We start from the raw sequence: 12514 nt of genomic DNA, 5'->3' as shown, positions 1-12514 counted from the left end.
ACGTACAATCATGGTGGAACCTTTTATTATACGAACTATGCACGTTACGCTGAAGAAGAGGACATGCTGGATGGGCCTGCTGCTTGCGTTTCTGCTGGCCTGTGGCTGTGATCGTGGCTCGGAACCTAATCTGGTGGGCAAGCGCGCGCCCGATTTTACCGTGAAGGATTCTGACCGAACCGTTTCTTTGCATGATTTACACGGTAAGGTGATCGTATTGAACTTTTGGGCTACCTGGTGTCCGCCGTGCGTTGAGGAGGTGCCATCGCTGGTCGCGATGCAGTCGCAATTGAAAGACCGGGTCAACGTGCTCGCGGTCAGTGTAGATCAGGACCCGGACACCTACCACCGATTCCTGCGCCAGTACAACGTCAATCTGCTTACGGTCCGCGATCCAGTTACCAACAGCAATCCGGAAGAACCGAACGCCAGCACCCTCTACGGAACTACAAAACTGTACAAAACCGATGGATATCCTGAGACCTTCATTATTGATACCCAAGGCGTGATCCGCCGCAAATTCATTGGCCCCGTCGAATGGACCAAGCCTGAAATCATGGAATACCTGAAGCAACTCTAGCCGGTTGCGGAAAACACTGCGCTTTTACTGGATGCACAGAGCGGTCAGGCCGGCTTCTCGCAGTTGATGTGCCATTGGATTCCAAATTGGTCAACGAGTACGCCGAAACGAAGCGCCCAAAATGTTTCCTGCAGCGGCATTTGAACCATTCCGTTTTTTGCCAGGGCATTGAAGATGCGCTCGGCTTCCACTGCATTACTAAGATTGAGCTGTAGCGCGAAGCCCTGCGGTTTCTGATAGTGTCCAGGCAACGCGTCTGCGCCGTAAAACATGAACTCGGCAAGAGCGAACGTGGCGTGGCTGATCTTCTTTCGCCAATCAGGCGGCGCTTGCAGGTCCATGGGAGTATTCTCATACGTCACCATGAAGATGGTCCTGCCGCGTAGACACTCCTCGTAGAACTTAAAGGCCGCTTCGCACTCTCCGTCGAATGTCAGATATGGATACAACTGCACGCTGCCCTCCTTTGAACCATGAGCTGCCCTGACGATTCAGGGTACCTCCACGAACCTCCGCGTCTCAGCGGTAAATCACAGCTGTAGCCTTCGCAGCCGCAGCGAGTTGGTAATCACACTCACCGAGCTGAAGCTCATGGCTGCAGCAGCGATCATGGGATTGAGCAAGATTCCCAAGAAGGGATACAGCACACCGGCAGCGATGGGTATTCCCAGAGCGTTATAAACAAATGCAAAAAATAAATTTTGCCGGATATTGCGAAGCGTGGCCTGGCTCAGCCGGCGAGCGCGCAAAATTCCGCGTAAGTCGCCCTTCACTAACGTGATCGATCCGCTCTCCATGGCCACGTCCGTTCCGGTGCCCATGGCAATACCCACATCGGCCTGCGCCAGCGCTGGAGCATCATTAATGCCATCGCCGGCCATGGCAACCTTCTTCCCTTCCGCCTGCAGTTTCTTAACGATCTCAAGCTTCTGCTGTGGCGAAACTTCGGCACGAAAGTCTTCTAATCCTAACCTGCGGGCCACGGCTTCTGCGGTGATCCGGTTATCCCCGGTCAGCATAATTACGTGGATTCCCTCTTTCCGTAGCGCCTGCAATGCCTCTGGAGTCGTTGCTTTCATAGGATCGGCAATTCCCAACAATGCCGCCGGCCTTCCATCAATAGCGGCCAGCGCGACCGTCTGGCCCTCGCTGCGCATCTGTTCAGCCTGCCTGCCAGCGTCGTTTAAGGCAAGATGCAATTGAGAAAAAAGTCTTTCATTTCCAATAATTAAGGATTTTTCCTGAATTGTTGCTTGAATTCCTGCTCCGGTGAAGGATTGAAACCCAGTGGCCGGATAAAAAACAAGACCACGCTTCTCGGCGGCACGTACGACAGCCTGTCCTAATGGATGCTCGCTGTTGCGCTCCGCGCTGGCCACGAGAGCCAGCACCTCGTCTTCCGCAAAACCATTCAAAGGCACAATATTTACCAGCTCTGGCCTGCCCTGAGTCAGTGTTCCGGTCTTATCCACAACCAGCGTGTCAATTTTCTCCATGGCCTCGAGGGCCTCGGCGTTTTTGATCAGAACGCCGGCAGAAGCGCCGCGTCCTGTGCCCACCATGATTGACATGGGTGTAGCCAGCCCCAGCGCGCACGGACATGCAATAATCAGCACCGCAACGGCCGCAATCAAGGCGTGGGCCATGCGTGGAGCCGGGCCAACCCATGCCCACACGGCAAAAGTGATCAATGCAGCCGCGAACACCGTCGGCACAAAATATGCAGCCGTCACATCGGCAATACGCTGAATCGGCGCGCGGCTGCGCTGAGCCTCGCCAACCATTCGCACAATCTGGGCCAGCAGGGTCTCGCTTCCCACCCGTTCCGCCCGCATTGTGAACGAACCAGTCGTGTTTAGCGTCGCTCCGATGACCTTTGCGCCTGCTGTTTTTTCTACCGGAATGGATTCGCCCGTAATCATGGATTCATCCACCGCACTCGAGCCCTCCAGCAGCGTGCCGTCTACCGGCACCTTCTCGCCCGGACGGACCCGCAACACGTCACCCGGATGCACCTCGGCCAAAGGCACGTCTGACTCTGAACCATTTGCCGCTATGCGATGGGCAATCTTGGGAGAGAGATCGAGCAAGGCACGGATGGCAGCGCTGGTCTGGGTTCGCGCTCTGAGTTCCATAACTTGCCCCAGCAGAACCAGCGCTGTAATGGCAGCCGCTACTTCGAAATAAACATCCGGCTTGCCGCTCATCCCTCGAAAAGAAGCAGGGAAAAGACCGGGCGCAAGCGTGGCAACTGTGCTGTAAAGATAAGCAGCGCCTGTTCCTACTGCAATCAAGCTGAACATGTTGAGGTTTCTGGTAAGAAAAGATCTCCAGCCTCGCTCCAGCAAGGGCCATCCGCACCAGAGGACAGCCGGCGTTGCCAGGGCCAGTTGCACCCAGTTCCAGTACGGCGCAATGGCATTAAGCCAAGCGGCGTCTTTCCCTGCAATCATCTCCGCCATGGAAACCGCCACGAGCGGCAGCGCCAGAGCTACGCTGATCCAGAAACGGCGGCTCATGTTGCGCAATTCGTCATTTTCCTCCGGGCCGGCGTCAAGCGTTAACGTACGCGGCTCTAGTGCCATTCCGCAGATAGGGCACGCTCCCGGCTTGTCGCTTACCACCTCGGGGTCCATCGGACAGATATATTCAATCTTGCCTTTGATTACGGATGCCGACGCCGGGGGTGCGCTGGCATGCATGTCGGGGTGCAAATCTTGCATTTCCGCATGCGAGTGCGATGGAGGAGAAGGAAGCCTCGCCCCGCCCAGTTGAATCAAGCCGGAGGATTTAGAAGCATTCAGATACTTTTCTGGATCGGTCTGGAACTTCTGGGCACATCCCGGGCAGCAGAAATAGTAGCTTTGCCCCTTGTATTCGACCTTACCTTTGGCCTTTTCCGGAACCACCTTCATTCCGCAAACAGGATCTATAACCGTTGTCTGGTTTTCCATTGGATTCACAATTACCAACCTTCCGCTCACAACTCTGAACACAGCAAAGCTAAAAGCCAAAGGCTAAAAGCTAAGAGCTTTTATTCCTGAACATGAACTCAACAATTTCTTCATACATACCCGCCGCCTCTTGCTTGGATCCCTTTTGCACCGCCTGGGTAACGCAATGCCGCAAATGGTTCCGCATCAGTTCCCTGCTTACGCCGCGCAGCGCCTCCTGCACCGATGAAATTTGCATCAGGATGTCGGCACAGTAGCGGTCTTCCTCGACCATCTTTTGCAGGCCGCGGATTTGTCCTTCAATGCGGTTCAGGCGGTGCAGGTTACCGGTTTTGATCTCGGGATCAACCGCTGCCGCCTTACGATGCGAACCTGTAGCTTCGCAACCGCATACAGCAGGAGCAGAGTTCTTTTTGAGTTTCGGCTTCATAAGATCATTATACACATATACCCCCCACCCCTATATAACTTCTCCTGGAGAGTATCCGATTTCCGCAAAACCTGCCCGCTGATTTATATTTACGGGTGAGCTTTTGGTGAGCGCTGTTCCGCGCGAACCAAAACGAGGGCGAGGCCCTCAGATGAAAAGTGCCGGGTCTCCGGCGCAGAAACTCTTGTGTCCAGGAAAGGACTTCATGACCGCTGTTGACGTTAGCTTTCGCTACGGAATGCCCCCGGGAGAAGCAGAGATGCGCGCACTTGGGAGCGCGCGCGAAGTCTATGGCATCCGCGCACTGCGCTTCGATGAAAAAAATAAGACCGTGAGCGTTGAGTTTGACGCCACCCGGTTAAACGAAAAGAATGTTGAAGCTCTGCTCCGCCGCGCAGGATTAGACCTGACAGAAAAAATCAGCCTGTCCTAAGTCTTTAAAGCACAATTGATAAATTTGCTGCTTCAAGACAGATCAGTTCTTAGTGTGAATGAGATTGGAAATCGGGATTGAGAGCTGCTAAGAGCCAAAAACTGCTTCTAAAATGCAAAAGGAACACTCCTTAAACCTCTGGCCGAAGTTTGTTCTAGAGTGTTCCTATTGCGCGCCACTTCGTCTGTTATGGGATATTGCAAGGCTCTCTCCAAAGTTCACCTCACTGAAAATAAAAGACTTGTGTCATGTACTTTGGATGCCGCATGCGTAGGAATTGCCAGCCGTGAGAAAGAATTACCCGGTAAGAGGAACCAGCCCGGGAAATTTGGACAAGCATCTGTTCTTAACAAGCCCTCTTCGTTCTCCTTTAAGGATCCATCCTGATCGTGGTTCAAGAAAGAAGTAAGGACTAAGTACGGGAAGAAGCGAAAAAAGATTCCTGGCTTCCGGCTCGTCCTTCGTAAATCCTCCTTCGTACTTCTGACTTCCGCAGCGCATACGTTATAATCAAAATTTCAGCAGCACCGCACCGAACGCGCCCTTAGCTCAGTTGGATAGAGCGTCTGACTACGAATCAGAAGGTCGGGAGTTCGAATCTCTCAGGGCGCGCCATTCTTTTCACCCCTGCGAACAGTGTCACCATATCTACTTTTAGCCTGATGCACTAGAATTTTAGTTATATCGTGTCTTCCTTTACTCCTGAACTAATCCGAAACTGCAAACGTTGTTCGCACGAACTTGCGCCGGGGGTGCTGGTTTGCGATCAGTGCCAGGCGCTTGTCTATGCCGATAAGCTGGATCAGCTCGCATCCGAGGCCAAGGCGATGGAAGCCAAAGGCGAGCTGTTGCGGGCACGAGATCACTGGCTTATGGGACTGCCCTTACTGCCGCGCGGCTCCAGCCAGGCGGCGTGGATCCAAAATCACGCACTTCAGCTGAATGCGGCGGCACAGAATTCTGCCCCATCGAACAAGAGCAAGTGGGTAAAGCGCCTGGCGCCCTTGGGGCCGCTCGCGGCCGTGCTGGCAAAAGGTAAGTTGCTGCTGACGATTCTCTTGAAGCTGAAGTTCTTGCTGAGCTTATTAGCATTCGTCGGTATCTACTGGGCGCTCTGGGGACCAAAGTTCGGCATTGGATTCGCTGTAATGATTTTGATTCATGAGATGGGTCATTTCATCGACGTCAAGCGTAGAGGGCTGCCTGCAGACATGCCGGTCTTTCTGCCTGGACTCGGTGCTTATGTGCGCTGGCAGGCGCTGGGCGTTTCGCTCGAAACCCGGGCAGCCGTAAGCCTTGCTGGGCCATTTGCCGGATGGCTCGCTGCAGCGGCCTGTGCCCTGCTCTGGTTCGAGACCCACGACGGAATATGGGCTGCCTTGGCTTGGACGGGAGCGTGGCTGAACGTGCTGAACCTTATCCCGGTTTCCATACTCGATGGTGGTCACGCAGTTTTGGCGTTGAGCAAAGCTGAGCGCATTGTGCTCCTCGTGGTCTGCCTGGCCCTGTGGCTGGTGTTCGGACAACCGTGGTTCATCGCGGTGGCCGCGGGAGCCGGATGGCGCTTGTTTACGAAGGATGAGCCGCCTCAGCCAAGTCCCAAGATAACAGCGTACTTTGTGACTGTATTGACCTTGCTGGCTTTGATACTTTGGATAGTGCCCGGACAAAAAGCAGGACTGCCTTAAATTACAGTTGATCAACTCAACGACGATGGCCCAGGCCTTCGTGTCTCCAGCCTTTGAGCTTGGAGCTAGTTTTTACGCACCAGCCCAATCCGCGATATTAAATCCTTGAACTGCGGGAGCAAGCGTACCGCATCCAGCATAGGATCTACATTCAACCAGAGCAGACCATCGGCGCGTTCTTCGTAAGCTTTTTCCAACCACTCCAGCGATTGCTTTCTGTCTCCCAAGCCGCCATAGAGCATTCCAAAGTAGGTTGACGGTACGTAGCGTTTTTTCGCCAGAGCTTTCAGGGCTTCGAGTGCCTTCAGGGTTTGCTCGGGCTGGCCATCCACCGCATAAGCAAGTCCGAGTGCGGCATCCAGCAAAGGAATCTCTCCGGCTGCGGTTCCCTTGGGCTTGAGCTGTGCAATTGCCTTGGCATTCATATCCATCAGTGCGTAGGCCCGGCCCATAACGTAATGCAACATGAAATGATTCGGATTCAGCTCCAGGCCTTTTTCCGCCTCCTGCACTGCCTGCTTATATTGCCTCGCCAGGTAGTAAGCTCCTGCCCGAGTGGCATGGACCGCGACCATGCGGCGGGGGTCGGTCTCCTGCACAATGGTCAGTGTGCGTTCGATTTCCTGCACGGCTTCCTCGTTCCTTCCCAAGGCCAGCAACAACCATGAGTACCAAAGGTGCGCCGCCGCATAGTCTGGATTGAGTTCGATCGCGCGCCGGTAGCCGGTCTCGGCTTCAGCCCACTTCCAATGATAGTGATGGTGAACCAGCGCCAAAGCCGTATGCGCTTCCGGCAGGGACTCATCCAGTTCCAGCGACTTCCTGGCAGCCGCTTCCGCCTTGGGCATGGCCTGGTGCGGAGGCACCACGTCAAACGGAGCTATGGCCACAAGCGCGTAAGCGCTCGCCAGCCCTGAGTGTGCTGGCGCATACTTTGGGTCCTGTTGAACTGCGTGTTCAAAGTACTCAATGCTTTTCTTAATCGAAGCTGGAAGCATCTCATGCAGGTGATATCTGGCCTTTAAATAAGTTTCATAGGCTGCCGGATGCACCCGCCCTTGCCCGCGCTGCAGTTCCGTAAGACGCGTGCTTTCAGAGCGGTTCAACACCAGATGAATTTCCGCGGATATCGCCTGTGCAATGTCCGCCTGCAGAGCCAGAATGTCACTCAAATCTCGATCATACGTTTCTGCCCATAGTTGCGTCTGGTCTTCCACTTCGACGAGCTGCGCCGTAATGCGTACCCGCTGATCTGCTCGCCGGACTTTTCCCACCAGCACGTAATCAACCCCTAAGTCTTGTTTCATCTGCTCCAGGGGTTTGCTGCTGGCTTTGTAGTGCATGGCGGTATCGTGGGCGATCACGGCCAGGCGTCCGGGCTGCAACCGGGTGATCTGAGTAATCATCTCCTCGGTTAATCCATCGCTGAAATAATCTCCCTCGGCGCCGGCGTTGAGGTTTGCAAAAGGCAGCACGGCTAATTTGATCTTGCCGGTGTCTTGTGTGGTCCCCAGTTGTTGACGGCCCTTGAACCAGGCAGCGACTTCAGAGCGATAGGCAAACACGGAACCCAGCTTGTCATGCTGATGCCGATAAACCGGCAGGCCCTCTCGCTTTTCCCAACGCTGCACCGTGCGAACATCCCGGCGCAAATAGACGGCGATCTCTTTCCATGAGTCCAGGCGATCGGCAGGATTGCTGGTGGTAGTCATTGTCATCGTGCAGGCAAATGTGTGGGGCTAACCCTGGTTCGGCAACGGTTTTGGGTTTTGAAAAACCTCACCATTGTTTTTGGGCCGCCTTAATTCTACCCCACGACATTCAACGGCAACCCGGCTTTGCCGTGCCTTGTCGCTTGAGCGGCAACCTGACCCTGGCTATGCTCAACTCGCGTCAATGAGTCCGCGTCAATGAATCAATGACTGGTGGAGGAACCCAGTGGTCAAGATCGTAAGTTTAACCGCTCTGGCGTGGCGCCTTTTTGCTCCTGGCAGCTACCGCAGGATCGTACTGCCGCTTCTAGTCCGAAATCACCTGATGAAAGGATTTCTCTTTATGAACTTACAAGATCATTGGAAACATAAGCTGCCCTGGGCAATGACTATCTTCCGTGCCATGCTTGGGCCGGGAATCGTTTTGATCAGCCTCGCCTGGCAGAGCGGATTGCTGCTTGCCGCTTGCATCGTTCTCGCCCTGCTCTCCGATATTTTTGATGGCGTCCTGGCCCGCCGTTGGCATGTTGTTACAGGCCTGTTGCGCCGCTGCGACACCATCGCCGACACAATTTTCTATGCCGGCGTTATCCTGGTGGTTTTGCTGCGCTATCCGGCAACCGTGCGCCACGCCTGGCCTCTCTTGGTCGTGCTTGTGGCGGTTGAGATCGCGCAGCACCTGTTCTCTCTCCTGAAGTTTCACCGTCTCGCCAGCTATCATTCCATCCTTTCCAAAATCTGGGGCCTTCTGCTGGCCACAGCCATGATCGCTTTGCTTGGATTCGGTTGGGACAAGTTGCTGAATATAGCGATTGCCTGGGGCATCCTGTGCAATCTGGAGGGATTCACCATGTCTTTCGTGCTACCGGCCTGGCATCATGACGTTCCCACATTGGGCTACGCCATCTGGCTTCGGCGCGAATTGGAGTATCAGGCGGAAGTCGCCTCGAAAACCCAAGTCGTTGGAATTTAGCTGTGGGTCTCGAGGCCAGTCTCGGCAAAGAAGCGGCTGCTGTTGCCTTGCCAGTTACCCTCGCTCGCCTGGCCAGGTGATGGAGATGGGGGGACTTGCTGGTAGTGGGTAAAGTGCCTCCGAGAGCCACAGGAACCCCGTCATTATTGAGGAAAATCGCTCCGAGGTTGAGGACCAGCTAAGTGGTCTTGACTATTGTCATAGATGTAAACAGCGCGATTTAGTTTTTCTGGACCCAAGAACAGTATCAGCCGGCAAGAAAACACAAGATCCTTTCAGGATGACAAGATGCAAACAGGGATCACGGAATAGAAACCACAACAATGGTTAATGAGTTGTCAAGGAGCTGAGGGCACACGAAGTCCCCGGCATTCTCGAATGCCCAGGACAATGATGAATCATAATTGCGAGGAAGTCAGCCTTTTGGGGCCAGAATGGTACCACCAAAAAGTCTCTCAGCATGGTTGCCGCCGCGCTCTCTCTGTCACCCAATCCGTCCAAATAGATGACTCACCACTGGCCAGCAGAGGCGCACCATCCAGCACGGAATCTACGAAATTTTCCACCATGGGAAAATGTAAATTCTGGTGCGTAGGCAGGTGCTCACGTCCGCCGGGATAAATCAGTTCCGGTCCATTCAACGGATCAAGGTTAATCTCTCCCTCGGTTCCCCGAATGCGACATTCGTCGCGGTCAATTTTGGAGTGCCAGCGGACGTCCACTAAACCACGCACACCGCCTTCATAATCAATCATCACCGTCGCATTGTCTTCCACCGCGTAATTGTGAACGGCATTGGAAAGATGTCCGCTCACGCGCAAGGGCTGGCCAAAAAAGAAATTCAGGACGTCTATGCGGTGAGAGGCAATGTCGTACAGCGGGCCTCCGCCCGACTTCGCCGGGTCCACCAGCCAGCTTCTGGGGCCTTGCCCGTCAAACCAGGCATGGCAGGTTAGTTCAGCGATCACCGGCTTTCCTATCACACCGGCCTCGAGCAGTTTTTTGGCGCGCTGCACCTTCGGATATGTCCTGCGGTAATAAGCAATGCCCAGCGTCTTTCTGCTTTCCTCCGCCGCGCGCACCATCGAACGCGCTTCGGCTTCGTTCATCGCCATGGGCTTTTCGCATACGACGTGCTTCCCTGCCCGCAGCGATTCGATGGTCTGCTGCGCGTGCAAGAAAACAGGGGAGGCCACATAAACCGCTTGTACGTCAGGATCACGCAAGGCCTCGGTCAGCGATGTCCACACCTGCGCAGCAAAAGGCGTAGCTTTCGCCGGGTCTCGCGTGACGACTCCATGGAGATGACTTCGAGCTTCGGCCTGAATTGCCGGAATCACACGCTTTCTTGTGATGTCTCCTACTCCAACTACGATCCAATTGAGCATGAAATATTGTGCCTTAAATTTTATTTCGGTGCTGATAAGGTATCGCTTTCCGTACTGGACCGCGCGGCAAACCTAAGCCCGTGGCAAACTTAAGCCTTAGATTCGCGTCAAAGTAATCACGGAGTCTAGACCGGTTGGCAACTGGCACAGGCAATACAGGCGCGCGAAAGCGCGTTGTCAGGGCACGGATTTTAGAGACTGCGGAAAAAGTCCTGGTGTGTGAAAACGTGTATCAGGGCACGAGTTTACTGGCGTCATAGAAAAGACTTTTTCCGCAACCTCTTTTATGCGTGCCGAATGAGTTCATGTATGATTAGCGGCTTTAGCCGGTGCGTGTTATGACGACAGCCCAGAGAGCGTATTATGGGACTAGGTTTTTTGAAAAAAAAAGTGCGCAATTCTGTAAAACTGTTAAGATGGTCGGACTCGAAAGGACATTTGAGTGAAAAACATCTACGTTGGTAACCTGGATTTTGCTACAACAGAAGAGCAATTACGAGCAGCCTTTGAGCAATTCGGCGCTGTGGACAAAGTAACTTTGGTGCGTGATCGGGCTACAGGCCAGCCGCGCGGTTTTGCATTTGTTGAGATGCAGAACGATGCCGAAGGCGAGAAAGCAATTGCGGCGCTGAACGGCACCAGTCTAGGCGGACGAAACTTGAATGTGAATGAAGCCCGCCCCAAAGTGGAACGCGCTGGCGGCGGTGGCGGTGGTGGCTACGGCGGGCGTGGTGGTGGTGGTGGCGGGGGTCGCGGAGGCCGTCACGGCGGTGGTGGCCGCGGTCGCGGCGGACACGATCGCTACTAGGGATTGAAAGATTCCGCTATTTTCTACGCTTCCGATAGTCGACGATAAGGAATGCTGCCCGAGAAAGTCTTCATTGCTACTTCCAATGCAGGCAAATTGCGGGATTTCGCCGGAGTAACCGCCGGAATCGACGCTATTGCTCTCGAATTGCTGCCCGGTTTTTCCGCTCTTCCCTCAATCGAGGAAGACGGCGAAACCTTTGAGGCCAATGCCTGCAAAAAAGCCGGCTTCTACAGCGGTTACGCACCCGGGGCAATTGTGCTCGCCGATGATTCCGGATTGGAAGTTGTGGCCTTAGACAACGCCCCTGGCGTGCGCTCGGCCCGCTATGCAGCCGATGACTCCGAAGAATTCAAAACTGCCTACGCTTCCTTTTCCCATTCCATCGACGAGGCCAACAATCGGCGGCTCCTGCGTGAACTGGCCAAAGTACTGCAGGAAAAGCGGGCCGGACGTTTTGTCTGCGCGCTCGCCGCTGCACGAGACGGAAGGATTCTGCAAACTTTCGAGGGCGAGGTACGCGGAACAATTCTGTATGCGCCTCGTGGCGAAAATGGCTTTGGATACGATCCGCTCTTCTATCTGCCCGAGTTAGGCAAAACCACGGCCGAGCTGACTGCGATTGAAAAGGCCAAAGTGAGCCACCGTGGCCAGGCCTTCAGAAAATTCCTGGAATGGTACAAGAACCAGCGATAGGTGCAGACTAGGGTCTTGAGACAGCGCAACTGAGTACTGGGTACCGAGTACTGAGTACTGCTACTTAAAGCATTTTCCTAACGCATTGGCAATGCTTGCCAGCTTTTGCAGATCAGCCGGAGAGAAATCAGCGCCGGCGGCAGGGGCAGACTGCCCTTTGCGGCAAACCTCGATGACCCCCAGCGTGCCTTCCGGGCCTATCACCGGTGCGGCCATCAGTTTCTGGATCGTATGTCCCGCCCTATCGCCTGCCGGGACCTTCAGGTCTATAGATTCGAAGACGCTGACGTGCTTGGCCTGTGCAAAAGCATTAATGACCTCGGCGCGTTTTGAAGTGGCCGTGCGCGAGGCAACCGAGCCTGAGGTGTTCAACGGAATGCTGCCCACCATGTGCAGCTTGGCCGGATATACAAAAATCAGGGTTTGCTTCTCCAACTTGAGAATGCCTACCTCATCGGGTTGCAGGTTGAAACTCTTGGCGATCTCTTGTCCAATGCGTTCGCTGTTCTGGGGCGTGAGCCCTTCTCTTTCACATTCGTTTGCAATCTGAGCAAACGCTGCCGCGGCGGTCGCCATAATCAAATCTCCTTTTTCTTCCTGGGATCAATGCGCGTAATTATAATCTGAGAAGCGCGAAGCGAGAACTAAGAACTGCTTCGGCTCCGAATGTGTCGGAGCTTGATCAGTGTGGCTGAAAGGCGGGAATCACTCTGTCAAGGATGCTTTTCGCAAAGCCTTTATCAAGCGGAGCGTGTCCCTGCAGCCATCGGAAGAACAGGGGTCCAGTAAGCGCGTCGATCAGCAGCTCTGGATCCGTCGTCGACTTCAGTTCGCAGGACGCAATAGCGTCTT

General features: G+C 54.4%; 12 protein-coding genes and 1 tRNA gene. 7 read left to right on the top strand and 6 right to left on the bottom strand.

Going from position 1 to position 12514, the window contains the following annotated elements; genetic code table 11:
* The first annotated feature begins 70 nt into the window (after positions 1-70).
* The gene (locus VK738_06590; protein ID HTD22301.1) at positions 71-580 is read left to right on the top strand and encodes a TlpA disulfide reductase family protein; all 510 of its coding nucleotides are present in this window, start codon (positions 71-73) and stop codon (positions 578-580) included.
* Between the two features lie 44 nt (positions 581-624).
* On the opposite strand, the gene VK738_06585 is transcribed toward VK738_06590, so the two are convergent.
* The 3 genes from VK738_06585 to VK738_06575 form a co-directional block, all read right to left on the bottom strand.
* Positions 625-1035: a VOC family protein gene (locus VK738_06585; protein ID HTD22300.1), complete on the bottom strand. Its 411-nt coding sequence runs from the start codon at positions 1033-1035 to the stop codon at positions 625-627.
* A 75-nt stretch (positions 1036-1110) separates the two neighbouring features.
* The gene (locus tag VK738_06580; protein HTD22299.1) at positions 1111-3534 is read right to left on the bottom strand and encodes a heavy metal translocating P-type ATPase; all 2424 of its coding nucleotides are present in this window, start codon (positions 3532-3534) and stop codon (positions 1111-1113) included.
* A 70-nt stretch (positions 3535-3604) separates the two neighbouring features.
* A complete protein-coding gene (locus VK738_06575) occupies positions 3605-3964 on the bottom strand; it encodes a metal-sensitive transcriptional regulator (GenBank protein ID HTD22298.1) in 360 nt (119 codons plus the stop codon).
* Positions 3965-4169: 205 nt separating this feature from the next.
* On the opposite strand from VK738_06575, the gene VK738_06570 reads away from it, so the two are divergent.
* From VK738_06570 to VK738_06560, 3 genes are all read left to right on the top strand, one after another.
* Positions 4170-4397, top strand: a complete 228-nt coding sequence (locus VK738_06570; GenBank protein HTD22297.1) for a hypothetical protein — start codon at positions 4170-4172, stop codon at positions 4395-4397.
* Between the two features lie 538 nt (positions 4398-4935).
* Positions 4936-5012: transfer RNA gene (locus VK738_06565), tRNA-Arg, on the top strand.
* Positions 5013-5083: 71 nt separating this feature from the next.
* Positions 5084-6085: a site-2 protease family protein gene (locus VK738_06560; GenBank protein ID HTD22296.1), complete on the top strand. Its 1002-nt coding sequence runs from the start codon at positions 5084-5086 to the stop codon at positions 6083-6085.
* 65 nt (positions 6086-6150) lie between these two features.
* On the opposite strand, the gene VK738_06555 is transcribed toward VK738_06560, so the two are convergent.
* On the bottom strand, positions 6151-7797 hold the full coding sequence (locus tag VK738_06555; protein ID HTD22295.1) for a FlgO family outer membrane protein: 1647 nt from the start codon (positions 7795-7797) through the stop codon (positions 6151-6153).
* A 343-nt stretch (positions 7798-8140) separates the two neighbouring features.
* Between VK738_06555 and VK738_06550 the strand changes: the two genes are divergently transcribed.
* Positions 8141-8770, top strand: coding sequence for a CDP-alcohol phosphatidyltransferase family protein (locus tag VK738_06550; protein ID HTD22294.1), 630 nt, complete (start codon positions 8141-8143; stop codon positions 8768-8770).
* A gap of 455 nt (positions 8771-9225) precedes the next feature.
* Here the strand turns inward: VK738_06550 and VK738_06545 are convergent, their stop codons facing one another.
* Entirely contained in the window at positions 9226-10158 is a 933-nt protein-coding gene (locus tag VK738_06545; protein ID HTD22293.1) for a Gfo/Idh/MocA family oxidoreductase, read from the bottom strand.
* A 442-nt stretch (positions 10159-10600) separates the two neighbouring features.
* Here VK738_06545 and VK738_06540 point away from each other — a divergent pair, with 442 nt between their 5' ends.
* Positions 10601-10966 (top strand): hypothetical protein, encoded by a 366-nt coding sequence (locus VK738_06540; GenBank protein ID HTD22292.1) that lies wholly within the window; start codon positions 10601-10603, stop codon positions 10964-10966.
* A gap of 51 nt (positions 10967-11017) precedes the next feature.
* Entirely contained in the window at positions 11018-11662 is a 645-nt protein-coding gene (rdgB, locus tag VK738_06535; protein HTD22291.1) for an RdgB/HAM1 family non-canonical purine NTP pyrophosphatase, read from the top strand.
* 60 nt (positions 11663-11722) lie between these two features.
* On the opposite strand, the gene VK738_06530 is transcribed toward rdgB, so the two are convergent.
* Entirely contained in the window at positions 11723-12238 is a 516-nt protein-coding gene (locus VK738_06530) for a hypothetical protein (protein ID HTD22290.1), read from the bottom strand.
* Between the last annotated feature and the right edge of the window lie 276 nt (positions 12239-12514).

Source organism: Terriglobales bacterium (genome assembly GCA_035487355.1).
Taxonomy (GTDB): Bacteria; Acidobacteriota; Terriglobia; order Terriglobales; family Acidobacteriaceae; genus QIAW01.
The sequence above is the reverse complement of the archived record's forward strand: the minus strand, read 5'-3'. Positions and strand labels throughout refer to the sequence as shown.